The organism is Pseudomonas sp. DL (assembly GCF_047199225.1).
Taxonomy (GTDB): domain Bacteria; phylum Pseudomonadota; class Gammaproteobacteria; order Pseudomonadales; family Pseudomonadaceae; genus Pseudomonas; species Pseudomonas aeruginosa.
Window position 1 is genome coordinate 2,321,661 of record NZ_CP178323.1, and the last position, 22,747, is coordinate 2,344,407.

Below are 22,747 nucleotides of genomic sequence, written 5' to 3' on the forward strand. Positions count from 1 at the left end.
GAACAGATTAACCTGTCGGGCGCAGATGTGCGCGATCCGGATCAATCCGCAGCAGGCGTTCCAGCAGCGGGAAGAAGTGCGTCAGTTCGGGGGTGCGCATGGCCGGGTCCTTGGCCAGGTCGTCGAGGCGGCGCAGGGTCAGGCCGTCCTGGGCATAGGGCGCCTTGATATAGGCCGCGGCGGCACGCTCGTCGAACGGCCCGCCTTGCAGCACCAGGCTGTGCCGGGAGGCCGGCGACAGGCTGGCGTGGTAGCTCGGGTCCACCGCGCAGAGGAAGCGCTTGGCCGATACGTGCAGGCGCACCGGCTGCCAGACCGACTCTGGGAACAGCTCGCGCAGCAGGCGTGCGCCGAATTCCTCGTGGCGCAGGTCCTCCTCGTCGATCTGCGCCGGGTCTTCGTAGAGGTGGCCGATATCGTGCAGCAGGGCGGCGACTACAAGGCTGTCCGAGCAGCCGGCGCGCTCGGCCAGGGTCGCACACTGCAGCGCGTGCTCGGCCTGGCTGACTGCCTCGCCATAGGGCTCGGCGCCATGGCTGGCGAAGCGTTCGGCCAGTTCGTCGAGAAAGCGGTGACGGGCGCGGCTCATGGTTTTTCTCCTTTCAGGCGGCGGACGGCGAGGTCGTGCAGGCAGGGTTGCAGCTCGCCCAGGTGATCGATCACGGAATGCACGCCCAGGCGGTACAGTTCCAGGGTGGCGTCGGCGCGCAAGCGGTCGCGCTCGGTGTGTCCGAGAGCGTCCCAGTCGGCCGGCGAGAGGCCGCACGACGGCCCGCTGGCGGCCAGGCCGATGGTCCATAGCCCGGCATTGAGTCCGGCCTGGAGTTGACGCGGTTGGGCGCTGACCAGCACGCAGCCGTCGAGGCGCTCGATGCCCAGCCGGGCGAGGGCCTGCCAGCAGCCATCGGGGGCCGGCCAGGGGCGCGCGCCGGCGAGGGGGATCAGGGCGTCCGCTCGGCCGAGCGGCGCGGCAAGGCGCTGGCAGACCGATTCCGGTAGCTCGTCCTGCCAGGCGTAGGGAATCCGTTGTTCGTCCAGGCTCTCCAACAGGGCCACGGCACCGGCGATAGCTTCGGCCTGTTCCCCGGCGGCTTCGTCGAGGGCTTGCTCCAGGCGCTGGCGCTCGCTCTTGTTCGGTTTGCGCCGCAACAGGAAGCTTTGTGCCTCGGCGAAGGGCAGCAGACTGGCGTCGCGGAGGTGTTCGGCAGGGCTATGCGGATGGCTGCGCAGCAGCGCCAGGGACAGGGTCCGGGCGCCGAAATCCACCAGGCCGCCGGAGAGTCCGAAGAGCAGGGCGGTGAAGCGCGGGAGTTGGTCGGAGCTGGGCATGCGAAAGGCGTCTGGCAAATGGTCTAGGCCAGCCTAGAGGGGTTTTGTGACGCTGCCGTGACGTTTTCGTGGCAGTGGCGATAGGCCGACGGGCTGCCGTTATAATCGGCCGGTCTGAATCAGCGAGGCCGTCATGCCGGTCGATCAATCTCGTCAGTACCTGCGCATCCGCGACCAGCTCGCCGCGGATATCGCCCAGGGCGTGCTGCAGGTGAAACTTCCCTCCGAGCGGGAGTTGGCCGAGCGCTTCCTGTGTACCCGCATCACCCTTCGCGAAGCCCTGCAGCAACTGGAAACCGAAGGCCTGGTCTATCGCGAGAACCGCCGCGGCTGGTTCGTCGCGCCGCCGCGGATCCGCTACAACCCGACCCGTACCACCGGCTTCATGGAATACGTCAGCGCCCAGGGACGCCAGCCGCGTACCGAGACGTTGCACGCCGAGCGGCGAGCAGCCGGCGCCTGGCTGGCCAAGCGGATGGGGCTGGAGGACAGCGCGCCGGTGTATTTCCTGCAACGGCGCCGCTGGGTGGACGAGCGTCCGGTGCTGATCGAACTGATCGCCCTGGATGCCGGGTGGTGCCCAGGCCTGCTGGACCACGACCTCGATACTTCGCTGATGAGCCTGCTGCGCGAGCGTTTCGGCCTGCAGCCGACGCGCTGCCAACTGGCGATGCACCCGACCGCGCTGAACGCGGCCCAGGCCGAGCCGCTGCAACTGGCGCCGGGTTCGCCGGCGCTGTACCTGGAGCGACTGAGTTACGCGGAGGGGCAGAGGGTGGTCGAGTTCGACCAGGAGTTCTGGCGCCCGGACGCCTTGGAGATCGTGCTCGACGCGGCCTATCCGGGCGCCTGAGTCAGGCGATCGCGGCGCGTATGCTGTCCGGCACGGGCGTCGAGCGGTTTTCTGCGTGGCGCACCCAGACCAGCTTGCAGTGGCCTTCGCCATAGGTGCCTTGCGGATCTTCCAGGGTGCTCAGGCGATGTTCCAGTACCAGGCTGCTGGTGCCCAGCTTGCCGGCGTACAGTTCCACCACCACGGTGGCCGGATGCACCACCGGCTTCAGGTAGGTGTGCAGGCTTTGCAGCACCACCGGCCCCTCGGCAGCGCCTTCCAGGTCGACGCCGAGGGTTTCGAACCAGGCCACCCGGGCCTCTTCCAGGTACTGGAAATAGAGGGTGTTGTTGACGTGCCCGTAGCTGTCCATGTCGCCCCAGCGCACCGGGATATGGGCCGTGTGTAGCAATTGTCTGTCAGCCATCTCGTAACTCTTCTAGTCTCAAATTCAATGCGAGCCTATATACTGCGCGCACGCTGAAGCCGCGCTGGCGGCCAAGACTAGTCATGCAAAGGAGATACAGCAATGCGCGCCCGCGGCGTGAACTGGATCGAACGTAGTGCCCGAATCCTGGCTTGCGCCAGCCTCGCATTGGCACCCACGCTGTCCCTGGCGGCCAGTGAAGAAGACCCTTGGGAAAGCATCAACCGTCCCATCTTCACCTTCAACGACACCCTGGACACCTATGCGCTGAAACCGCTGGCCCAGGGTTACCAGAAGGTCACCCCGAACTTCGTTCAGGACGGCGTGCACAACTTCTTCAACAACCTCGGCGACGTGAAGAACCTGGCCAACAACCTGTTGCAGGCCAAGTTCCACAATGCCGGCGTGGACACCAGCCGCCTGCTGTTCAACAGCACCTTCGGCCTGGCCGGCTTGATCGACGTGGCGACCCCGATGGGCCTGCAGCGCAACGATGAGGACTTCGGCCAGACCCTGGGTTATTGGGGCGTCGGCAGCGGCCCGTACGTGATGCTGCCGTTCCTCGGCCCGAGCACGCTGCGCGATGCCCCGGCGAAGATCCCGGACATCTATGTCAGTCCCTACCACTACATGGACGACGTACGCGCGCGCAACGTGATGTTCGGCATCAATACCGTCGACACCCGTGCCAACCTGCTGAAGTCGGAAAAACTGATCAGCGGCGACAAGTACATCTTCATCCGCAACGCCTATCTGCAGAACCGCGAGTTCAAGGTCAAGGACGGCGAGGTGGAGGACGACTTCTAAGTCGACCCGCTTCGTGCGACACCTGGAAAGGCGGCCCTTGGGTCGCCTTTCGTCGTTTCAGTGGATCGCGACGATGCTCAGCCCCAGGCTATGCCGACCCGGGCCGAGGCGTTCGCAGCGCACCACGCGGGCTTCCAGTTCCAGGCCGGTGAGCGTCTCGTGGGTGGACGGGATGCTCACCCGCAGGTGGTCGCCCGGAGCCAGTTCGCTTTGCGCTTCCAGCAGCAGCCCGCTGGCGGACAGGTCCCGGCACAGGGCCAGCGACTCGCGGCCTTCGCAGCGGATGGTGACCGGGGTGTCGAGCTTCATGCGGATGAAGTCGCGCTTCTCGCTGTAGTTGTGCTCGATGGGCTGCATGGGCTGATCCTCATGGTCGGGGCGATGGGAGGGCGACTGGCAATCCTGGCGATTATCGTCAAAGTTTATACCGTGCGGACGGGATCGGACGGACAAAGGCGGATTTTCCGGCAAAGGTCAACGGCTTGAACTGCTCAACGGATGGGAGTACCGTCTGCGCCTTGTCGAACCCCGTAGCCGCGCTGTTGTCACTTACAATAAGCGCCTAGGACCCACTGTTTCCGGCGCCGTTTGCCTGGATGACCCATGCATAAAGTCAGTGCCACGCTGCTGATCATCGATGACGACGAGGTGGTGCGCGAAAGCCTCGCCGCCTACTTGGAAGACAGCAACTTCAAGGTGTTGCAGGCCCTCAACGGTCTGCAGGGCCTGCAGATCTTCGAAAGCGAACAGCCGGACCTGGTCATTTGCGATTTGCGCATGCCGCAGATCGACGGCCTCGAACTGATCCGCCGCATCCGCCAGACCGCTTCGGAAACGCCGATCATCGTACTTTCCGGAGCCGGCGTGATGAGCGATGCGGTGGAAGCCTTGCGCCTGGGCGCCGCCGACTACCTGATCAAGCCCCTGGAAGACCTCGCGGTGCTCGAGCATTCGGTGCGCCGGGCCCTGGATCGCGCCTACCTGCGGGTCGAGAACCAGCGCTACCGCGACAAGCTGGAAGCCGCCAACCGCGAATTGCAGGCCAGCCTGAACCTGCTCCAGGAAGACCAGAACGCCGGCCGCCAGGTGCAGATGAACATGCTTCCGGTGACGCCGTGGAGCATCGAGGGGCTGGAGTTTTCCCACCGGATCATTCCGTCGCTGTATCTCTCCGGCGACTTCGTCGACTACTTCCGGGTCGACGAGCGACGCGTGGCGTTCTACCTGGCCGACGTTTCCGGCCATGGCGCTTCCTCGGCCTTCGTCACGGTGCTGCTGAAGTTCATGACCACGCGCCTGCTCTATGAGTCGAGGCGCAACGGCACGCTCCCGGAGTTCAAGCCGTCCGAGGTGCTGGCGCACATCAACCGCGGCCTGATCAACACCAAGTTGGGCAAGCACGTGACCATGCTCGGCGGGGTCATCGACCTGGAGAAGAACAGCCTGACCTACAGCATCGGCGGCCACCTGCCGCTTCCTGTGTTGTTCGTCGAAGGGCAGGCGAGCTACCTGGAGGGCCGTGGCCTGCCGGTGGGCCTGTTCGACGATGCGACCTATGACGACCGGGTCATGGAGTTGCCGCCTTCCTTCAGCCTGTCGCTGTTTTCCGATGGCATCCTCGATGTGCTGCCAGGAGCTACGCTGAAGGAGAAAGAGGCTTCGCTACCGGAACAGGTGGCAGCCGCCGGAGGCACCCTCGACGGGCTGCGCCAGGTCTTCGGGCTGGCCAACCTGGCGGAGATGCCGGATGATATCGCCTTGCTGGTGTTGAGCAGGAACCTTGCATGAGTACCGGTAAAATCCAGTTTGCCGAACAGAACGGCTCCTTCGTTCTGAAATTCGTCGGTGAGGTCCGCCTCACCCTGTGCTCGGCCCTGGATTCCACCATCGAAAAGATCTTCGCTGCGCTGAATTTTTCGGCGATCATCATCGATCTTACGGAAACCCAGAGCATCGATAGCACCACGCTCGGCCTGCTGGCCAAGCTGTCCATCCTGTCGCGGCAGAAAATCGGCCTGTTGCCCACGCTGGTGACCACCAATCCGGACATTACCCGTCTGTTGCAGTCGATGGGCTTCGATCAGGTGTTCAATATCGTCGATCGTCCGATTCCGTGCCCGGAATGCCTGTCCGACCTGCCGCCGCAGGACCAGTCGGAAGATGTGGTGCGCGACAAGGTCCTGGAGGCGCACCGCATCCTGATGGGCCTCAACGAATCCAACCGCGAAGCCTTCCACGACCTGGTCAGCGCCCTGGAGCGCCATTAACCGGTCGATCCCTTCCCGAATTCCTGCTGAATCCTCCGCTGCGCCGGAACGGGACGCCCTGCATGCGCGTCCCGCCGGCAGCGGCGATCAGTGGCGGGTCGCCAACTGGTATTCGAGCTTTTCCTGGTCGCGTGCGAACAGGCGGATGCCTTCGGCGAGCTTTTCGGTGGCCATGGCGTCCTCGTTCATCTGCCAACGGAAAGCGCTCTCGTCGAGCACCTGGCGCGGCTCGCCTTCGCCTGGCAGCAGCAGGCGCGGCAGCTCGCCCTGGGCGTCAGCCAGTTGTTGCAGCAGGTCGGGACTGATGGTCAGGCGGTCGCAGCCGGCCAGTTGCTCGATCTGGCCGAGATTGCGGAAGCTGGCGCCCATCACCACCGTCTTGTAGCCGTTGGCCTTGTAGTAGCGATAGATGCGCGAGACCGACTGCACGCCGGGATCCTCGGCGCCGGCGTAGTCGCGGTTCTCGCTCTTCTTGTACCAGTCGTAGATGCGCCCGACGAACGGCGAGATGAGGAACACCCCGGCGTCGGCGCAGGCCACCGCCTGGGCGAAGGAGAACAGCAGGGTCAGGTTGGTCTGGATGCCCTCCCGTTCCAGAATCTCGGCGGCGCGGATTCCTTCCCAGGTGGAGGCGATCTTGATCAGCACCCGCTCGCGGTCGATGCCCTGTTCGTCGTACAGCTCGATCAGGCGGTGGGCGCGGGCGAGGGTGGCCTCGCTGTCGAACGACAGGCGCGCGTCGACTTCGGTGGAAATACGTCCGGGAATGACTCCGAGGATGTCCTTGCCGACTGCCACGGCGAAGCGGTCGCAAGCCAGTCCGGCGTCGCCGCCGCTACCCGCGGTAGCCTGTCGAAGGTGCTCGGCGTAGCGCGGCAGGGCGGCGGCCTTGAGCAGCAGCGACGGGTTGGTGGTGGCGTCCACCGGCTTCAGGCGGGCAATGGCATCGAAGTCGCCGGTGTCGGCGACCACCGTGGTGTATTGCTTGAGTTGTTCCAGCTTCGAAGTCATGGCGAGGTCTTGTCAGGTGGGTTCTTGGGAAGAAGAATTCCCCGACCTTACCCGAGCCGCAGGCGCGGCTCAATGGGAGCTATCGCCCCGCCAGAAGTTCCAGCGCCTGGTCGAAAACCCGCAGCGGATCGGCGGCCTTGTGCACGTCCACCGAGAGCAGTTGGCGGAATCGCCGGGAGCCGGGGAAGCCCTGGGCCAGGCCGAGGATATGGCGGGTCACGTGATGCATCGCGCCGCCTTCGGCCTGGTGTCGCTCGATGTACGGACGCAGACGGAGCAAGGCCTCGCTGCGACTGAGCGGCGGCGCTTCGCTGCCGAACAACTGGCTGTCCACCGCGGCCAGCAGGTAGGGGTTGTGGTAGGCCTCGCGACCGAGCATCACGCCGTCGAAGGTCTGCAGGTGCTCGCGGCAGGCCTCGAGGGTCTTGATGCCGCCGTTGAGGACGATCTCCAGGTCCGGGAAGTCCTTCTTCAATTGCGCCGCGACCTCGTAGCGCAGCGGCGGCACCTCGCGGTTTTCCTTGGGCGAGAGCCCTTCGAGGATGGCGATCCGTGCATGCACCGTGAAGCTCCGGCAGCCGGCCTCGCGCACCTGGCCGACGAAATCGCAGAGCTCGGCATAGCTGTCGCGCCCGTTGATACCGATGCGGTGCTTCACCGTCACCGCTATCTCCACCGCATCCAGCATTGCCTTCACGCAGTCCGCCACCAGCGCCGGATGCCCCATCAGGCAGGCGCCGATCATGTTGTGCTGGACCCGGTCGCTGGGGCAGCCGACGTTGAGGTTGACCTCGTCGTAGCCGGCCTCTTCCGCCAGCCGCGCGCAGGCCGCCAGTTCCGCCGGCACACTGCCGCCCAGTTGCAGCGCCAGTGGGTGCTCGCATTCGTCGTAGCGGAGGAAGCGCTGGCGATCGCCGTGCAGCAACGCGCCGGTGGTGACCATCTCGGTGTAGAGCAAGGTGTGACGGGACAACTGGCGCAGGAAGAAGCGGCAGTGGCGATCGGTCCAGTCCATCATCGGCGCAACGGAAAAGCGGCGAGACAGTGTAGGGCGCGTCATTACTGGCGTTGAAGCTTGATTCATCAGGTCTTTCGTGTGCGCTTTATCGGTGCGTTTTTCGGGGTTTTGGGCATATTTGGCGGGTTGGTGGTAAAAATTACCACTCGCCTAACGCCTTTTACCATCGGGACCGGGAGTCACGATGGCCACTATTCGCGCTCGGCGCAACGCCGATGGAACGGTGATATACACCGCGCAGATTCGTATCAAGCACGGAGGCGCGCAAGTCTATCAGGAGAGCACAAGTTTCAGCCGGAAAAAGGCCGCTGAAGCATGGGCGCTCCGTCGGGAGGCCGAATTGGCCGAGCCCGGTGGCTTGGAACGGGCGACGAAAAAGGGGGTACTGCTTCGGAACATCATCGCGCAGTACCTGGCCGACCGGGATAAGACTCGCCCGTTGGGTAAGACCAAGATCGCCACGCTGACCGCCGTCGCCGCTTCCCACCTGGGCGATACCATTGACCGGGATATCACCAGCCAGGTACTGGTTGACTATGCGTTGTGGCGCATGGGGCCGGGCGGGGGAGATGTGAAGGCGCAGACAGTTGCCAATGACCTGGCACATTTGGGGTCGGTGTTAGGAGTGGCGGAGGCAGCCTGGGGGTATTAAGTCGACCCGGAGAGGCGTGCCAGTCTCTACATCCCGACCGGCCTGCTCGACTTCAATTTCGGCCCGACCCGCTACACCCCGGCGAACACGCCCGACGTGTTTTTCGATTTCCGCTACGTGGCGCCGGTCCGTGGTATCCGGCCGGTGGACGCCGGGGCGCGCAGCAGCTACGGCAGTCCGGCCCGCTTCGATGCGTTGCGGCGGATTCCCTGGGCATGGGGGCGGCCGACCGATCCGGTGCCGACGGGCATTGTCTACCCCGACTATCCGGGGCCGGTGGTACCGATAGATCCACCCGCCGAGCCCGAGATACTGGAGACCTACATGATAGGAAACACGGTCACCCTGGTGGTGCTGCCGAGTCGCACGCCGCTGGATGCGACCAGCATTCGCATCGGCCTGGATATCGACTCGTTCGCCTGGTCGTTCTCGGCTGACCTCTTCGGTCGCACCTCGCTGGACCTGGCGGCGCCGGATGCCAACGGGCCGAAGACGGTAGAGCTGGAGATCAACGGCTGGACCTGGCGGTTTCTGGTCGAGCGTTACAGCGGCAGCGGCAAGCATCCGAGCGAGCGCTACACCATCAGCGGCGCGAGCCGCACCCAACTGCTGGACGCGCCCTATGCGCCGAAGCGCAGCGCGGTGAACACGGCGCCGCTGAACGCACGTCAGGTTGTCGACGACCAGTTGCAGTACACCGGCTTTTCAGTGTCCTGGGACGTCGAGAACATGGGGCCGCCGGACTGGACGCTGCCGGCCGGCGCCTTCAGCTACCAGGACCAGACGCCGATGCAGGTCATCGTCAAGCTGGCCGAGGTCGCCGGCGGCATCGTGCGGCCGGGCCTGATGGACGACTCGGTGACGATCCTGCCGCGGTATCGTGAGGCGACCTGGTACTGGGACACCGCGATTCCCGACCGGATCATCCCGGCCGCCATCGTCGCCGAGTGGGGCAGCGAGTGGAGTCCCCAGCCAGCATGGAATTTCGTCTACGTCAGCGGTACCAGCTACGGCGTCAGCGTGCAGGTGCGGCGCGCCGGTACCGCCGGCGAGGAGTCGGCGCCCGACGTCATGGAGGACTGGATGACCGGCACCGAGGTGGCGCGCTCGCGCGGGATCTGCGAGTTGTCTAAGGGAGGCAACCAGGCGATCGAGACGCGCCGTATCCCGCTGTTCCAGAAGGATGATGGGGTACCGGGCCTGGTGCAGCCGGGAATGCTGGTCGAGGTGAGAGACGAACAGGCGACCTGGCGCGGGCTCTGCCTGGCCACCGATATCTCGGCCGAGGGGGTAGGGGCTAGCCGCGTGTGGCAGACCCTGCGCATCGAGCGCCACTACCCGGGAGGCTCCTGATGGCGACGGTCAATCCCTGGCGTCGGTTCATCGGGCTCTTACCGGGCGGCGCGCGCACGGTGGGGGAGGTGATCGACGTCGACGAGGGCGCCGGCACCTGCCGCGTCCGCCTGCGAAACAACGTCGTGATCGCGGCCCGGGGCACGGCGGTGCCGGCCGGGCAGATGGCGTTCATCAGCGATGGTCTGGTGACCGGGCCGGCGCCGCAGCTCCCCCAGTTCGATATCGAGGTTTGACTGAGCCGAGCCGACCAGCATGCCGTCCAGGCACTGCAGGCGGTCGGACCCGCGTTTCAAGGTGAGCGGATCGCGTGCGGAGATCCACCAGCCATCGCGCAAGAGCTGATCAACATGGGCGCGCAGCCCGGGCAACATCCGTTTATTCATCGTGGTTCGCCTCCTACCTGGCAGGCGAACGATAGCAAACCGGACCCCCTTCACGCCTACCGATAGCAGAGCATTAACGTTACTGGAGAGAACCGATGCTGATTACCGAGCAGCAGCTGCTGCAGATATTTCCGAACGCCGGCCCGCAAGCCGGCGTTTTTGTTGGTGTGTTGAACCGCGGGATGACTCGCTTCGGTATCACTTCGCCCGTGCGAGTCGCCGCGTTTCTCGCCCAGGTCGGCCACGAGAGCAGCCAGTTGACTCGGCTGGTGGAGAACCTCAACTACAGCGCCCGTGGCCTGGCTGCGACTTGGCCGAGCCGGTACCGCGGTGCCGACGGCAACCCGAACGCTCTGGCTCTGAACCTTGCGCGGCATCCGCAGGCTATCGCGAACAACACCTATGCCTCGCGCAACGGCAACGGAGACGAGGCGTCCGGCGACGGCTGGCGGTACCGCGGGCGCGGACTGCTACAGATCACCGGCCGGTCGAACTACCGCGCTGCCGGCGGCGGGCTGGGCCAGCCGCTGGAAGCGGAGCCAGAACTACTCGAGCAGCCTGAGTGGGCGGCGCTGTCCGCAGCCTGGTGGTGGTCGACGCGTGGCTTGAACGAACTGGCCGACCGGGGAGAGTTCGCTGCGATTACCCGCCAGATCAACGGCGGGCTCAACGGCCAGGCGGAGCGCATGGCGTTGTGGGAGCGGGCGAAGAGGGTGCTGTCGTGATCTCGACCCGTGTTGTCTCGATCGTGCTGGGCTGCATGCTGCTGATCGGCGTGGGAGCCGCCGGTGGTGTCTGGCTCAGCGCGCGTCATTACCGGCCACTGGTCGATACCGCGCGCGCGGATCTGACCGCCTGCCGTTCCGCTCGTGGGAGCTTGGAGGCCGCAGTAGCGGAGCAGGGTAGGCAGGTCGCCGCGCTGCGACTGGCCGGCGAACAGCGCGCCCGGGATGCAGCCCAGGCGGTGGAGCAAGCGCGGAGGCGCGCCGACGGTGACTATGCTGCGGCACAGCGCCTACTGCTAGAGCGCACGGCCGGCGAGCAGTGTGTGGCCGCCGAGGCGGTGATCGATCAGGAGTTGGGTCTATGAGGGTGGTGCTGATGCTGGTGATGGTCGTGCTAGTGGGATGCGCCGGCTGGCAAGAAGACGAGTCGCGCATGGTGCGGGTGGAGGTGCCTGTGGTGGTGCCGTGTAGAGTGGCGGTTGTAGATGTGCCCGCTTGGGCTACAAAAGGGCTAAAGGCAGATGATGATCTACAGATAAAAGTTCGAGCCTTGTTGGCCGAAATTCGTCAGCATCGAGGGTATGAAGCCAAGATGCTTGCTGCCATCCTCGCATGCCAATAATTAAATAGTGTTTTCGAAGAGGCGAAGAATTAAATAGTAAAAGAATTTCCTCTAGGCTTGACTGTGGGATGGCTAGATTCTATTGGGGTCGCAGCCAACTTCTATACTTCGGTGCTGTAGAATATTTTTAGAGAAAAATTTTTCCTTGGTACTATTTCGCACTCAAGCATAGAATTTTTCGGGTTTTCTTTTTTGTTGGTTATTTTAATTCGGGCGCAATTTAACTCTATGATTTGGCGCGGAAGTTTTATTTTTTGTCCTAGAATTGATATTGTGTCCCCTTCTTCTTGGGTGATACGTAGCTGAAGGTCTTCTTCTTTTTCAAGCATTTCTATTTGCTTTTTTGAGTCTTTTTCTTTTTTTAGTTTAAAACGTATTGGTTTTGAAAGATTTCTTGCTTCTTTGAAGTATTTGTGATTCATCATGGATGCAATTTTTATTAGTTTTTCAATGTCTTCGCTGGGAATGTGCTGGTTGTCTTTGAAAAGTATTGTTGAGCTAATTTTTTTAGATATTTCTCTAGCTGCATCTAGATATAGAAAGAGCATTTTTATGTTGTCGAATTGTCCCTTGAATGAAAGTGCGTGGCTTTTTCCTGAAAATAGCTGCTCGCCTTGGTACTCAGCGGTTATATTTAGGGTGTGTCCAGAGTTTATGTTGAGTAGTAGGTTCTTTATTTTTGAAAAATAAGGAAGGCTGTCGATGGGGGTATTACTCCAGAGGTCGGTGAGAGGGGTGATTTTTATATTGAATTTGTCGAGTTCTTTGAAGTTAATGTCAAATTCAAATTTTAACATCTTCCCCATGGTTAGACCTGTGAATGTGCCTCCTTTGGTACCATAAGAGAAGTTCCCTTCTATGTCATTGAATGTCTCAAGATGTCCAGTCTCTTCGTGAACGGTGGAAACTCTTACTGTGCAGGGCTTCGACAAGCTGCCAATCTGTAACTTACTGCTTTCAGCAGTAATTTTTTCGAATAGGGGGGAGCCTTTTAAATTTATGTCGCTGGTGTCGATTGTTAAAGATTTTCCCTCTTCAATAAGGCGTTGATAGTCTTTTGCGTATCGCTGTGGATTTTTGAATTCTACTGTAAGATCAATGTTCTGGTGTTCGCGGGCAGCAATACGGTATGTAGTCTGGCCAAGATTGTGTGAGGACTGTATTTGGAATCGATTGTCGAGACTGCTTAATACTGTTTCTACTGCGCTGTGAACATTGCTTATTGCTTGAGCAATGCCGGACTTAAGAGGCGCTCCATGTAGGGCTGTCACTAGCAAATCCTGAGGAGCGGAATCCGGAATGGCAGGAATACCAATTCTTGAGTTGCTACGTTTTTCAGCGTTGCGCTTCCACTCTCGGAGTAGTTCCTCTGGGTATGCGTGAAAGTCCTTGTCAATCTTTATTGAGCAAGGAGTACAAAGCCAAATACCATTTTCGTAAGCCGAGCGCTGTTTTGGCGTCATATCAGCATTGTAGCGAGGGCCTAAAGGGGAGGCTGCGCAGATGTGCGCTCCAACCCCCATATCAAGCGCACCATCCTCACCAGCTTTTGCACCACTAGTAGGTGCGTAACAGGAAGGGTTAGAGCAAATATTTCCAGCCCTATCTCTAAGCTTTTGGCGGATACTCGCTTTAAAATTGTTCTGCCTATCTCGCATTTCGGCCATGTCCCTGTAAAGCTGTGGGGGTATCTTACCAAGGAGAAAACCTCATTGTGCAGTGTCAAGCACCGGGTGGCGCGATGTCCTTGCATGCCAGCTGATCGTCAATGGGATCGCCCAGCATATTCGGTAGGCTCAGGACTGATACGAATTCATACAGACCGGTGTATTGATTGAGTCGTCCGCACACCCTATTACCCTCGCGTCAAATTTCCCCAGCATAGCCTCGACTGCCATCACGCTTGTCCCGTGGCAGTCATCGCAGGTCTCCATCAAAGCAAAGTGCCCCCTGCAAGTGCTGCATGCCCGCAGTTCGCAGGCCTCCAGCCGTTCCCGCCACAGTGTCGCGGCTGCACTATCCCCGTCTTCTTCGGCCTGTTCGGCTAGATCTACCGCAAGGCGATATTCATCTGGTCGGTTGAGTGCTCACCACTCTTTACCGTGCCAGGCGCGGCCAATCACCGTCAGTGCATAGGTCTGGCCGCTCGTACATGTCCAGTGTCGTCCTCGAATATCTCCTCTATAAATGGTTTACTGGTGAAACACTGCTAGCTGCCCGCGCTTGTCGTATCGAATCAACCCGTCACTTAATTCCGGCACCGAAGGCTTGAAGGCACCGCGGGCGATCAGCTCAACCTCGCGGCTGTTCAATACTACCCTGTACGTCCGGTTAGGCTTGTACCACGGCGCTGCGCGTTCCTCCTGAGCATACGAGAGGGCACCGGCGGCCTGGTCGTGCATATCGAGATAGTCTGATTGGTTGACATCGCCAGCCTGGGGAGACGGCAGCTCTGCGCAGCATCTCGCAGTGCCATTCAGAGGAGGACATCAAGGCTTGCTTGTCGTCTAGCGCGATGTGCCAGATGGCTGCGTTGCGGGGAAAGTGGATCACGGTTTCTGCTTTCTTTTTTCTGTATTTTTATACAGTATTCGAGGGGCCCGATATGCCAGCGGGTGGCGAGGAACTGCGCGTACTCTTGGTGGGTGGCGGAGGCCCCGAGAACCTAGGATTTACCCGTCTACCGTTTCCTGGGATTGAGCTAGGTCCTGACGTGGATGCCTTGAGCAAGTTCCGTCGTGTGGTAATGTCATTTTGACCTGCCATGTTACAGATCTGTCGCCCAAGCAGGGGAAAGCGATTGCCTCCATGCGTTTGACTGTCCGTAGGTAAATCAAGACTGGAATAGGCCACCCATAAAAAATTTTAAGGGACGAAAAATGGATCAGCAGGTAGCACTTAGTTTGATCGCTGAGAAAGCGTATGACGTTGGGTATTCCGCTAAGCTTCATTTCTCCACCTACGACATCGTTGAGAAAGCACCAGGTTGGATCGGGATGATCTCTTTGGTAATCGGTGTTCTGTCTCTCTACATTGAGGCTCTTGCCGCCAAACACGTGTCGGCAGTCATCACGGTGATCGGGATCTGCAGTCTGTACATAGCTTACTACTCAGATACGAAAGAACAGTACTTCCAAGCAGGTAACGTGCTGACCGAACTTCTTGATAAACTGAGGATCCTGTTAGTTCAATGCAAATCCTCAGGGGAGTTCACTCCAGAGAATGAAGCAGAGATGGACCAAATCACCAAGGATTTCAGAGCAGCCTGCCAGAGAAAGCATATCCTTTTCTCCAGTTGGTTAGCGCACAAGAAGTTCTTCTGGGATCAACAGATTGACTGGATTGCTGAGCACCGGAAATTCTCATTTTTTAGAGACAAGATTCCTTTCTCTGCTTATACGACGCTTGTGACGATTCTGCTTACCATCGCTGTAGTGTCATGGTGCGACACTCACCCAGATCTCCTTTCAGTGCTAGCAGGGAAATGCCTACATGAGTAAAGATCTATTTGAGCAGTTTCGAAAAAATCTAGCAGTAAAGAACGCTGATGAAATATCCAAGAGCTATCGTAAGATCACGGAAAAGCTCAACGAAAAGTATTACAATAATGTCTCGGACACTCAAAACTGCCGGCAAGTAGGGTCTTACGGGCGGCATACGGCGGTCCATGGTGTCAGTGATTTGGACATGGTCTTTGTGCTACCATGGTCGGTTTACGATCGCTTCCAGCGATATGAAAGCAATGGGCAATCTTCATTACTGGGTGAGATCCGAGCTGCACTCAAGGAGCGCTTTCCCCACCGGACGGTGAAAGCTCAGCAGCAGGTCGTCTCGGTAGACTTCTCCGACTACGTTGTTGAGGTTCTCCCTGCATTCGAACAGGGTGATGGCAGCTACACTTACCCCGACGCCAACGACGGAGGGAATTGGAGAACCTGTAATCCGGTAGCCGAGATTGAGGAGATTAACAATCTTAACAAAGACAAGAACCACAATCTAAAACGCCTCTGCAAAATGGTGCGCGCGTGGAAAAACGACCATGGCGTGCCGATGAAGGGAATGCTAATCGATACGCTGTGCTACCAGTTCCTAAAAAATACATCGGACTACGACATGAAGTCCTATGCTGCCTACGGGGAGATGACTCGAGATTTCTTTGCCTACTTAGTACAAGTTGACGGAGATAAGGAGCAGTGGAGGGCCCCGGGTAGCGGCTCCATAGTCACTAAGTCGGGAAACTTCCACCCCAAAGCAAAAAAAGCACTGAGCCGTTTGCAAGATGCCTTGGACGATGCAGCGGTTGCACATGAGCGGTGGAGTACTGTATTTGGCGAACATTTCCCTGAGTATATAGAACAAGAGAAGAAGCAAGCGATCGCCGAAAACAGAGTCAAAAATACAGAAGAGTTCATCAGCGAGAAATTCAGCCTCGATATTCAGTACACCCTACGCATTGACTGCACCATCAAAAACGAAGAGGATCGCTTGCGCAACCTCATGTCTCGGGTCATCTCCTACCGAATCCCTAGACAGAGAGAGCTTACCTTCTGGATAGCAGAGATCAATGTACCGCCGCCATACAAAATCTACTGGAAGGTCAAGAATGTTGGCCCCCAGGCAATCGAGCGGAACATGATCAGAGGCAATATCCGCATCGACAGTGGTCACAACCAAATCACTGAGCATTCAAACTTTGAAGGCGACCACTACGTTGAATGCTATGCGGTCAAAGAGAACGTTTGCGTGGCCCGCGGCAGGATTGTGGTGCCCATCTAACGGTTGAGCCTTACCCTGCTTGCCCGGCTCAGCCAACCGCACCTTACATCAGCCGTTCTAAAGCCCGGGCGTGTCTGTACCAGACGTGCTCGAGGCAGCCCCAAATTTTCGTGTTGACCGTTCGCACTCTGGCTTTCTACCAGAAAAGCTGATTCTGATCAGTCCCCCAACGCGTAGGCATCCTGCCAAGCTTCAATGAGTTCAGGGCGCCCAACCCCCCGCGCGGCCTCAGCATAAGCCTGCAAGAAGTCGGGCTGTTCCATCCAATCCTCGGCCCGCCCTTCAGTACGCTTGCCGTAAACCTTCAACACGACGATCTGATAATCAATTTCATCATCCAAATAAGCCACTTCTGACTTACTCGTCTCCATCATGAGTGTCTTCAACATTTCTACCATGCTGGTCTCTTCTGCTTCGCCCAGCTTCCTCAGTAAGCTCACCATGTTCCGTGCAAGAGCATCCAGTGTCTCTGAGCCGTTATCGTTGATTACACGTCGTGCGACCCTGATTTCCTTTGCTTTGAGCTTGGCTCGCTTGGCCCTTTTGGCTTTCTTCTTGTCTGATGCCATCGTCTTTATCCTTAAGTGGTTTGAAATTGTGAGGGGCGGGTGGATGTCCGTCTGAGCAGGGAGTTCATACTGGTGAAATACAAGGAACGCGATGGAATAACAAGTGTGCTAGAGGTGCGCGGGCGAGGTCATCCGGCAGAAGCTCGTCAAGGCCGAAGGTGATACCGCAAAATGCTCATTCTGCAACGGGCGCAGGTGTTCCCTGGAATGGGTTGCTGCTGGAGCTAGACTGACTAGTGGTAAGAAAGTGGTAAGTTGAAAGTTGCGAGTGTTTTGAAGGCTTAGAAAAAATGGGGGTGTAGAGAACTAGCGGTCCAGTCCATCATCGGCGCAACGGAGAAGCGGCGTGAGAGGGCGGCGGGGGCGTTGGTCGGTTCTGGGCGCATCGGGACTTCGGTAGGGGGAGCGGAGCAGGGCGGGGATTTTATCAGGGATGGGGCCTTTGCCATATCGTCGGTAATGAGCAGTTCCACCCGCCCAGCGTCGGTGTCCGATAACCCGAGGCTTTCCAGCACGGCTGGTAGGCTGTCATCAGTACTTCGATTCGGATGATGTCTCCATCAGCCTCTCGACCTGGGCCGCCACCGTTTTTCAGTCACTGACCAGAATCTCCGCCCCTGGTACATCTTTCGTGGGGATGGACTCGATCGCCATTTTCTGGGGCGCTGCCAGGCAAAATGGTTGCCAGACCCGAGGAGGTAGTCGTTACCCTCCACTGGGCCTCTCTACATGCGCTCGACGATAGTATCGAGCTCCCGGATCTTGAAAGCCTTTTGGCAGGGAGGCGGGTTCCAGCCCAAAGGAGCGTTCCCGGTGAGTGGCCTTGACGCTACTGATGGTCAGCTTCGATAGCCCCGAGGAGTCGCCGAGCACATCGCCGATGCTTTTATCGGAGGTGGGATCGAGCGAGGGAAGTTGCCAAGGGTCTGGGCGGCGGTACTCGGGAACGACCGTTGCTTCTGTATGGCTGGCGCACTCTACATGCGTAGAGTTTTCGCCACTTCATCGATTTCGGTGATCGTGGCGTGGTCGGAAATGACTCTGGCCATGAGGTAGTCATGCAACTCTGCATCGCCATCGACACAGCCGTCTCTGAGCACAACCAACTGGTAGTCCAGATCGAACGCCTGGCGAACCGTCGTCAGCACTACGCCTGAGGTAGTGGCTCCAGCGATGAGCAATGTTTCAATATCATGCGCCCAGAGAAGCTCGTCCAGTTCCGTACCCGTGAAGGCGCCGACGCGACTCTTCGTAATGACCGGTTCGCTTTCGATCGGCTGCAAGGCGGCGGTGATCGCCAACCCGGGGCTTCCCGGTTCGATCAAGCCACTTTCACGTAGCTCGCGGAATAGCCTGTTGCGCCTGTCCATTGGCGGACCATCGGGCGGGTAGCCCACCGTTACATGAACTACAAGCATATCGGTTTGCCGTACCCTGGAAAGAAATCTGGAGGTGCGGGCCACTACCTCGGCTGCGCGAGGTGCGGGCACGAAGTTGTTCAGCACGAATTCCTGGAAATCCATCAGCAGCAGGGCGGAATTAAAGGGAGATTCAAGCACGAGCTCAGTCATGACGACCTCTGGGTGGTGGAAAACCGTCTAGCGGGTGGAGTGCCCAAGGGCTCGCCAGTTGAATAGCGCCCCTGCCAGCATCAACAGGCTGGTTACCAGGAAAACGCTGCGCATCCCGAACTGGCCACCGACGAACCCTCCGATTACCGGCCCGATTACCTGGCCGGCGAATTGCGCGGATAGCGACCAGCCCATTGCCGAGCCGACGAATCGCTCCGGGACGCTATGGCGGATTACAGCGGCCATGCACGGAAGCAGGCCGCCAAGCGCCATGCCCATCAGGAAGCGCAGGGCGATGAGTTGCCACCCCGCATATACGAAAGCCTGGGGAATCAGCAGGACGGCCGCGACGCTCAGCGCGGCTATCATGATGACGCCGTAGCCAATCCGGTCGGCCACCTTACCCAGATAGGTCGCGGAGATGATGCTTCCGAGCGCTGCCGCCGACATGGCCAGACCCGCCACAGACGTCACCCGCCTCGAGTCCTCGAGCAGCGTTTCGATATAGACGGTGATAATCGGTTCGACCGACATGTTGGCAATCATCAGCAGCAGGCCTGTCGCCAGCATGGCGAGGATCACCGCCTTGTTGGGCATATTCGACCAACCGACCTTGGGAGGTTCTTCGACGGCGGGGACGGAGGGGCGTGCAGTCTCGCGCAACATGAAGGTCGTGAAGACAAACGCAATGAAGATCAATCCACTGGCGCCCCAGAATGTGGCTCGTATGCCGATCAGAGGAGGCAGGAAGCCGCCAACCAGCGGCCCTAACAGATTGCCGGCCATCACGCCCGAGGAAAGAAGACCCAATGCCCATGCCGAACGGGATTTCGGAGCTTGCACCGCGACCAGGATCGTTGCCCCCGACGAGTACCCGCCGGCGATTCCCGCCAACAAGCGCAAGCCGATGAATTGCCAGATATCGGAGGCCAGCCCCATCAGCAACATGGTGATCGCCATTCCCAGGCTAGCTCGGACCAGCATGGGCTTGCGACCGTAGCGGTCGCCAAGCATCCCCCAAAGCGGTGCTACCAACCCGGCGGTGACGAAAGTGGCGGCGTAGGCGATACCCGACCACTGCACGATTGCAGCGTGGCCCGATACCCCGAGTTGACCTATGTAGACCGGGAGGAACGGCAGGATAAGTGTCATGGCGAAGACGGTGGTGAAGGCTCCGAACAAGCACACGGCGAGGTTGCGTTGCCAGCAGTCGATAGCGGGTTCGTTCATGTTGCCTTGCATCAGCAGACTCCGATCAGAGACACTCGATACCACACAGTCAATTTGGTATACCAATTTGGTATACATTGACGTTGGCCAATGGATCTGTCAATCGGAGGCACCTAATGACGGTCATTCAGCAGGCTGAAGAGCGGCTGCGCCGCTTGATTCTGGATATGGAGATCGGCCCTGGAGAGCGCCTGACGGAGCGCTGGCTCGAAGGGCAGACAGGGGCCTCGCGAAGCTCTATCCGCACGGCACTGGTTCGTCTTGAGGCTGAAGGTCTCGTTGCGAGGGAGGGCCGGGGATGGCTGGTGCCGCCCATCGATCTTCAGGAAATAGAACAATTGTTCGTATACCGGGAGATGCTTGAGGTAACGGCAGTTCGCCTCGGTGGAAAAGAGGCGGAAGAAAGCTATCTCCGGGAGGGGGAGGCCATACTGGATGCGGTGCCGATAAATGCCTCGGCAGAAGAGACCGAGTCTGCCGGACGCCAATTCCACCTTTGGATTGCCGGTTTGGCCCGCAATGAATTCATCAGTCGGGGGCTCGGCGAGGCCCTGACGCGCCTCCAGCGTGTCAGATGGTTGGAGAGCCAACCGGAACATCACGGCTGGGCCGAGCATCGCGCCATCATCGCCGCCTTGAGGGCATGCGATATCGAACGCGCCGCGGGGATGGTCGAATCGCACGTCCGGGAGACAAGGGACCGGTTGCTGGAAACTCTCCGAAAAGACCGGCGCAGTCTCAGGGCACGCGGAATCACCATTCTTCCTGAGTGATGCCGGCTGGGCAGGGCGATTCGGTCTCGTTTCCCGAGGAGGGGCATGCCAGGCGGCGCCGATTCCGACGCCTGAAGGTCTGCAGCCGGTTGTGGGCAGTCTGATCGGGAGGAGCCGAACCAACGAGGGCCGGCGGGCCGTGGCAGCTCCTGGCCCTGCCGGTGTGCCCCTGCCGACCTAGTTCATTTGAAATATTGCGATCCAGGCTGGGGCCAGTAAGATGGGCCGTCCGACGACCCGCACCAGCCTCTATCAAGGATCGATGCATGAGACTGCCCCGCCCGCGTTTTGCCCTTTCCGCCGCCTTGCTGCTTTGCCTTTCCGGTTGCGTGTCGGAACTCGATTCGGGCGCCTATGGCAGCATGGACGATCCGCGCAACGCGCAGATGCTGGACCTGGTGGACCAGGCGCTGAAGGGGAACATGGCCGTGGTACTGGTGGCCGACGTGATGCCGCACAAGTCCCTGAGCGATGCCCTGACCATGACCCAGTGGACGCCAACGGCGATCTGGGAGTACGAGAAGGACCCGAAGGTGACCTTCGGCCGCAAGTTCCAGACCAACGCGCTGCAGCGGAAGCCCGACGAGACCTATCTGTTCAAGGCCTTCGAGGTGCATATCCTGCCGCCCGGCAAGTACCTGCTGACCGGCGGCGACGACTACCAGATCCATGGCTTGCTCGACCAGGTCGGCGCCCGCAGCGGTCCGCCCGGTTCGGGCCATGGCGCCAACGGCACCGCGTACCTGTCCCCCGAGCTGTATCGCGAGTACTACCGGGAAGAAGTCTGGAAAGATGCCACCTATGGCAGCGAGATCAAGACCGAGAAGGTCTGCACCGCCGTGCATGTGGCCTCGGGCGCCTGCGTGAGCTGGGGCGAGCAGCAATACACGCAGACGACCCAGGGCTCCCAGGCCGGCTATTACCAGCAGACCGATTCCCGCGACGTGCCCTCGATCAAGGTCCAGGCGCGCCTGCCGGTCGACAAGGCGCTGGCCAGCTTCACCGTGCAGGGCGGGCAATTGCTGTTGGCCCCGCGCATGCACCTGAAGACCCCCGGCTACAAGTACCAGCAGTCGAAGTGCCGGGCGATCGATCCGAAGAAGATCGAATGCCCATTGGAAAACCTGACCGTCTACACCTGGCCGGCGCCGATGGACTTCAGCCAGTCCCTGATCGCCCAGCGGGCCCTGAGCGACAAGCACCGGCAACTGCTGTCCAGGCTCCAGCCCCTGCAGATCACGCCGCTGCGCAAGCAGGGCATGGAAGACCCGGTCTGGGGCGTGCCGCTGTCATTGAAATAGCGGGTGTTCGCTCAGGGGCGCGCCGGGTGCCGCCCCTATCCACGATCGGCAGGGAAGCATTTCCCCACAAGGAAGGTGACATGAACGTATATCGCAAGGTTTCCCGCAGTGCCGCGACTTGGCTGTGCGCCGCGCTGCTGGCCGCATCCGGCCATGCCTGGGCCGAAGACTGGTGGGTGGTACACAAGGGCGACGACCCTGCCGAGCTTGACGTGTTCCTGGCCGATGCCGATTCGCTGGCACCCGTGCCGGGTATCGAAAACGCCTGGCAGGTGCAGATCGCCATGCTGTTCGACTCCTTCCATCTGCTCAGCGCGCACCAGTACCGCTGCGATACGCGAGAGGTGAAGGTGGTCAACGCCAAGACCTTCTCCAACAACGGGCAACCCACGAACCTCCAGTTCACCTTCGCCAAGGGCTGGACCCCGCTGCCCAACGAAAGCCATGAGGCTGTCCTCCAGTTCATCTGCGCGCCGCAGGAGCGCGAACGCAATGGCATGCGCTCCACCGGCAGGGGCGTGCCATTGCAGGCGGTGATCACCGCCGTCGGCATGGTCGAGATGGAGCGCGCCCAGGCCAATCTCGCCGAGGCCCGGCGCAAGCTCGAAGAGGCCAAGAGCGATCGCGTCATGGGCGAACTCGATCGTCTGCTCGGCAACGAACCCCGGAAGCCCTGAGCCGCTCTGACTGAAGCAGGGTGAGGCGAGGCGGATCGGGCCGTTTTCCGGAGCGATCGGCGTAGGTCCGGAAGGCGCGTCGGGAGGGTCTCGATGAAGTGGTATAGCCGCATCAGCCTGGGACTCAGCCTCGCGGTCGCGAGCGCTTTCCTGGTGGCGTACTGGCGATCGCTCGACAGCCATAGCTATCCCAATATGAATGCGCCTGGGCTGATCGCCTACCTGCTGGTCTTTCCTGCCTGCGCCCTGTTGCTGCATTCCACTGCGTTGGCATTCGTGCTCCAGCAGCGAAAGCTGGGAAGCGCTCGCGAAAGAGCGCTGCAATGGACGATCAACCTGGCGCTGTGGATGGCGCCGCTTTGTTTCATATTTGCCAGTCTTTAATCAGGCACTCGCGGGTGTGTAGCTCGAGTAAGCGGAC

At 60.1% G+C, this 22,747-nt stretch carries 25 protein-coding genes and 2 pseudogenes; 16 read left to right on the forward strand and 11 right to left on the reverse strand.

Features of this window, described 5'->3' with window-relative positions; genetic code table 11:
* Positions 1-7: 7 nt before the first annotated feature.
* Positions 8-589 (reverse strand): phosphonate degradation HD-domain oxygenase, encoded by a 582-nt coding sequence (locus ACI766_RS10960; protein WP_003090877.1) that lies wholly within the window; start codon positions 587-589, stop codon positions 8-10.
* Positions 586-1,329, reverse strand: a complete 744-nt coding sequence (locus ACI766_RS10965) for an HAD family hydrolase (RefSeq protein ID WP_003108944.1) — start codon at positions 1,327-1,329, stop codon at positions 586-588. The genes ACI766_RS10960 and ACI766_RS10965 overlap by 4 nt, the downstream gene beginning before the upstream one ends.
* Before the next feature lie 133 nt (positions 1,330-1,462).
* Between ACI766_RS10965 and ACI766_RS10970 the strand changes: the two genes are divergently transcribed.
* The gene (locus tag ACI766_RS10970) at positions 1,463-2,182 is read left to right on the forward strand and encodes a UTRA domain-containing protein (protein WP_003104061.1); all 720 of its coding nucleotides are present in this window, start codon (positions 1,463-1,465) and stop codon (positions 2,180-2,182) included.
* Between the two features lies 1 nt (position 2,183).
* Here ACI766_RS10970 and ACI766_RS10975 read toward each other — a convergent pair whose 3' ends face one another.
* Positions 2,184-2,588, reverse strand: a complete 405-nt coding sequence (locus ACI766_RS10975) for an acyl-CoA thioesterase (protein ID WP_003138775.1) — start codon at positions 2,586-2,588, stop codon at positions 2,184-2,186.
* Between the two features lie 102 nt (positions 2,589-2,690).
* On the opposite strand from ACI766_RS10975, the gene ACI766_RS10980 reads away from it, so the two are divergent.
* A complete protein-coding gene (locus ACI766_RS10980) occupies positions 2,691-3,395 on the forward strand; it encodes a VacJ family lipoprotein (RefSeq protein ID WP_003114777.1) in 705 nt (234 codons plus the stop codon).
* 57 nt (positions 3,396-3,452) lie between these two features.
* Here the strand turns inward: ACI766_RS10980 and pilZ are convergent, their stop codons facing one another.
* The gene (gene pilZ, locus ACI766_RS10985) at positions 3,453-3,752 is read right to left on the reverse strand and encodes a cyclic di-GMP-binding protein PilZ (RefSeq protein WP_087823744.1); all 300 of its coding nucleotides are present in this window, start codon (positions 3,750-3,752) and stop codon (positions 3,453-3,455) included.
* A 246-nt stretch (positions 3,753-3,998) separates the two neighbouring features.
* On the opposite strand from pilZ, the gene rssB reads away from it, so the two are divergent.
* Positions 3,999-5,183, forward strand: coding sequence for a two-component system response regulator RssB (gene rssB, locus ACI766_RS10990; RefSeq protein ID WP_003119890.1), 1,185 nt, complete (start codon positions 3,999-4,001; stop codon positions 5,181-5,183).
* Entirely contained in the window at positions 5,180-5,662 is a 483-nt protein-coding gene (rssC, locus tag ACI766_RS10995; RefSeq protein WP_003104052.1) for an anti-sigma factor antagonist RssC, read from the forward strand. Before rssB ends, rssC begins: the two co-directional genes overlap by 4 nt.
* A gap of 87 nt (positions 5,663-5,749) precedes the next feature.
* Here the strand turns inward: rssC and tal are convergent, their stop codons facing one another.
* Together tal and dusA are read right to left on the reverse strand one after the other, a co-directional pair.
* The gene (gene tal / locus ACI766_RS11000) at positions 5,750-6,673 is read right to left on the reverse strand and encodes a transaldolase (protein ID WP_003090868.1); all 924 of its coding nucleotides are present in this window, start codon (positions 6,671-6,673) and stop codon (positions 5,750-5,752) included.
* Positions 6,674-6,752: 79 nt separating this feature from the next.
* Complete coding sequence (dusA, locus tag ACI766_RS11005) at positions 6,753-7,733, reverse strand: tRNA dihydrouridine(20/20a) synthase DusA (RefSeq protein ID WP_016562059.1); 981 nt, start codon at positions 7,731-7,733, stop codon at positions 6,753-6,755.
* 142 nt (positions 7,734-7,875) lie between these two features.
* On the opposite strand from dusA, the pseudogene ACI766_RS11010 reads away from it, so the two are divergent.
* From ACI766_RS11010 to ACI766_RS11035, 6 genes and pseudogenes are all read left to right on the forward strand, one after another.
* Positions 7,876-8,340 (forward strand): annotated as a pseudogene (locus tag ACI766_RS11010) (site-specific integrase); the annotation flags it as partial.
* 99 nt (positions 8,341-8,439) lie between these two features.
* Positions 8,440-9,696: a hypothetical protein gene (locus ACI766_RS11015; protein WP_016562057.1), complete on the forward strand. Its 1,257-nt coding sequence runs from the start codon at positions 8,440-8,442 to the stop codon at positions 9,694-9,696.
* Positions 9,696-9,932, forward strand: a complete 237-nt coding sequence (locus ACI766_RS11020) for a hypothetical protein (protein ID WP_003096116.1) — start codon at positions 9,696-9,698, stop codon at positions 9,930-9,932. The genes ACI766_RS11015 and ACI766_RS11020 overlap by 1 nt, the downstream gene beginning before the upstream one ends.
* Before the next feature lie 245 nt (positions 9,933-10,177).
* Positions 10,178-10,807, forward strand: a complete 630-nt coding sequence (locus tag ACI766_RS11025; protein ID WP_016562056.1) for a glycoside hydrolase family 19 protein — start codon at positions 10,178-10,180, stop codon at positions 10,805-10,807.
* A complete protein-coding gene (locus ACI766_RS11030; protein ID WP_016562055.1) occupies positions 10,804-11,172 on the forward strand; it encodes a hypothetical protein in 369 nt (122 codons plus the stop codon). Before ACI766_RS11025 ends, ACI766_RS11030 begins: the two co-directional genes overlap by 4 nt.
* Positions 11,169-11,429: a hypothetical protein gene (locus ACI766_RS11035; protein WP_016562054.1), complete on the forward strand. Its 261-nt coding sequence runs from the start codon at positions 11,169-11,171 to the stop codon at positions 11,427-11,429. Before ACI766_RS11030 ends, ACI766_RS11035 begins: the two co-directional genes overlap by 4 nt.
* Positions 11,430-11,530: 101 nt before the next feature.
* Here the strand turns inward: ACI766_RS11035 and ACI766_RS11040 are convergent, their stop codons facing one another.
* On the reverse strand, positions 11,531-13,087 hold the full coding sequence (locus ACI766_RS11040; protein ID WP_124122656.1) for a hypothetical protein: 1,557 nt from the start codon (positions 13,085-13,087) through the stop codon (positions 11,531-11,533).
* A 1,221-nt stretch (positions 13,088-14,308) separates the two neighbouring features.
* Between ACI766_RS11040 and ACI766_RS11045 the strand changes: the two genes are divergently transcribed.
* Complete coding sequence (locus ACI766_RS11045; protein WP_016562052.1) at positions 14,309-14,929, forward strand: SLATT domain-containing protein; 621 nt, start codon at positions 14,309-14,311, stop codon at positions 14,927-14,929.
* Positions 14,922-16,205 (forward strand): SMODS domain-containing nucleotidyltransferase, encoded by a 1,284-nt coding sequence (locus ACI766_RS11050; RefSeq protein WP_023086084.1) that lies wholly within the window; start codon positions 14,922-14,924, stop codon positions 16,203-16,205. Before ACI766_RS11045 ends, ACI766_RS11050 begins: the two co-directional genes overlap by 8 nt.
* 158 nt (positions 16,206-16,363) lie before the next feature.
* Here ACI766_RS11050 and ACI766_RS11055 read toward each other — a convergent pair whose 3' ends face one another.
* The 4 genes and pseudogenes from ACI766_RS11055 to ACI766_RS11070 all read right to left on the reverse strand — a co-directional run bounded on the left by ACI766_RS11055 (position 16,364) and on the right by ACI766_RS11070 (position 19,587).
* Positions 16,364-16,774 (reverse strand): hypothetical protein, encoded by a 411-nt coding sequence (locus tag ACI766_RS11055; RefSeq protein WP_016562050.1) that lies wholly within the window; start codon positions 16,772-16,774, stop codon positions 16,364-16,366.
* A gap of 284 nt (positions 16,775-17,058) precedes the next feature.
* Positions 17,059-17,160, reverse strand: a pseudogene (locus ACI766_RS11060) (hypothetical protein); the annotation flags it as partial.
* 591 nt (positions 17,161-17,751) lie between these two features.
* Complete coding sequence (locus ACI766_RS11065; protein WP_016562049.1) at positions 17,752-18,345, reverse strand: cysteine hydrolase family protein; 594 nt, start codon at positions 18,343-18,345, stop codon at positions 17,752-17,754.
* Between the two features lie 27 nt (positions 18,346-18,372).
* Positions 18,373-19,587, reverse strand: coding sequence for an MFS transporter (locus ACI766_RS11070; RefSeq protein WP_003090864.1), 1,215 nt, complete (start codon positions 19,585-19,587; stop codon positions 18,373-18,375).
* A gap of 104 nt (positions 19,588-19,691) precedes the next feature.
* Here ACI766_RS11070 and ACI766_RS11075 point away from each other — a divergent pair, with 104 nt between their 5' ends.
* From ACI766_RS11075 to ACI766_RS11090, 4 genes are all read left to right on the forward strand, one after another.
* Entirely contained in the window at positions 19,692-20,348 is a 657-nt protein-coding gene (locus tag ACI766_RS11075; protein WP_003116580.1) for a GntR family transcriptional regulator, read from the forward strand.
* Between the two features lie 266 nt (positions 20,349-20,614).
* Positions 20,615-21,649, forward strand: a complete 1,035-nt coding sequence (locus ACI766_RS11080) for a hypothetical protein (protein WP_003090863.1) — start codon at positions 20,615-20,617, stop codon at positions 21,647-21,649.
* Positions 21,650-21,729: 80 nt separating this feature from the next.
* The gene (locus tag ACI766_RS11085) at positions 21,730-22,326 is read left to right on the forward strand and encodes a hypothetical protein (RefSeq protein ID WP_003114780.1); all 597 of its coding nucleotides are present in this window, start codon (positions 21,730-21,732) and stop codon (positions 22,324-22,326) included.
* A gap of 93 nt (positions 22,327-22,419) precedes the next feature.
* On the forward strand, positions 22,420-22,710 hold the full coding sequence (locus tag ACI766_RS11090) for a hypothetical protein (RefSeq protein WP_023122015.1): 291 nt from the start codon (positions 22,420-22,422) through the stop codon (positions 22,708-22,710).
* The last annotated feature ends 37 nt before the right edge of the window (positions 22,711-22,747 follow it).

Bases quoted from the DNA above. Each gene is read 5' to 3' on its own strand.
- ACI766_RS10960 (WP_003090877.1), bottom strand. From the start codon at position 589: ATGAGCCGCGCCCGTCACCGCTTTCTCGACGAACTGGCCGAACGCTTC.
- ACI766_RS10965 (WP_003108944.1), bottom strand. From the start codon at position 1,329: ATGCCCAGCTCCGACCAACTCCCGCGCTTCACCGCCCTGCTCTTCGGA.
- ACI766_RS10970 (WP_003104061.1), top strand. From the start codon at position 1,463: ATGCCGGTCGATCAATCTCGTCAGTACCTGCGCATCCGCGACCAGCTC.
- ACI766_RS10975 (WP_003138775.1), bottom strand. From the start codon at position 2,588: ATGGCTGACAGACAATTGCTACACACGGCCCATATCCCGGTGCGCTGG.
- ACI766_RS10980 (WP_003114777.1), top strand. From the start codon at position 2,691: ATGCGCGCCCGCGGCGTGAACTGGATCGAACGTAGTGCCCGAATCCTG.
- pilZ (WP_087823744.1), bottom strand. From the start codon at position 3,752: ATGCAGCCCATCGAGCACAACTACAGCGAGAAGCGCGACTTCATCCGC.
- rssB (WP_003119890.1), top strand. From the start codon at position 3,999: ATGCATAAAGTCAGTGCCACGCTGCTGATCATCGATGACGACGAGGTG.
- rssC (WP_003104052.1), top strand. From the start codon at position 5,180: ATGAGTACCGGTAAAATCCAGTTTGCCGAACAGAACGGCTCCTTCGTT.
- tal (WP_003090868.1), bottom strand. From the start codon at position 6,673: ATGACTTCGAAGCTGGAACAACTCAAGCAATACACCACGGTGGTCGCC.
- dusA (WP_016562059.1), bottom strand. From the start codon at position 7,733: ATGACGCGCCCTACACTGTCTCGCCGCTTTTCCGTTGCGCCGATGATG.
- ACI766_RS11020 (WP_003096116.1), top strand. From the start codon at position 9,696: ATGGCGACGGTCAATCCCTGGCGTCGGTTCATCGGGCTCTTACCGGGC.
- ACI766_RS11025 (WP_016562056.1), top strand. From the start codon at position 10,178: ATGCTGATTACCGAGCAGCAGCTGCTGCAGATATTTCCGAACGCCGGC.
- ACI766_RS11035 (WP_016562054.1), top strand. From the start codon at position 11,169: ATGAGGGTGGTGCTGATGCTGGTGATGGTCGTGCTAGTGGGATGCGCC.
- ACI766_RS11040 (WP_124122656.1), bottom strand. From the start codon at position 13,087: ATGCGAGATAGGCAGAACAATTTTAAAGCGAGTATCCGCCAAAAGCTT.
- ACI766_RS11045 (WP_016562052.1), top strand. From the start codon at position 14,309: ATGGATCAGCAGGTAGCACTTAGTTTGATCGCTGAGAAAGCGTATGAC.
- ACI766_RS11050 (WP_023086084.1), top strand. From the start codon at position 14,922: ATGAGTAAAGATCTATTTGAGCAGTTTCGAAAAAATCTAGCAGTAAAG.
- ACI766_RS11055 (WP_016562050.1), bottom strand. From the start codon at position 16,774: ATGGCATCAGACAAGAAGAAAGCCAAAAGGGCCAAGCGAGCCAAGCTC.
- ACI766_RS11065 (WP_016562049.1), bottom strand. From the start codon at position 18,345: ATGACTGAGCTCGTGCTTGAATCTCCCTTTAATTCCGCCCTGCTGCTG.
- ACI766_RS11070 (WP_003090864.1), bottom strand. From the start codon at position 19,587: ATGCAAGGCAACATGAACGAACCCGCTATCGACTGCTGGCAACGCAAC.
- ACI766_RS11075 (WP_003116580.1), top strand. From the start codon at position 19,692: ATGACGGTCATTCAGCAGGCTGAAGAGCGGCTGCGCCGCTTGATTCTG.
- ACI766_RS11080 (WP_003090863.1), top strand. From the start codon at position 20,615: ATGAGACTGCCCCGCCCGCGTTTTGCCCTTTCCGCCGCCTTGCTGCTT.
- ACI766_RS11085 (WP_003114780.1), top strand. From the start codon at position 21,730: ATGAACGTATATCGCAAGGTTTCCCGCAGTGCCGCGACTTGGCTGTGC.
- ACI766_RS11090 (WP_023122015.1), top strand. From the start codon at position 22,420: ATGAAGTGGTATAGCCGCATCAGCCTGGGACTCAGCCTCGCGGTCGCG.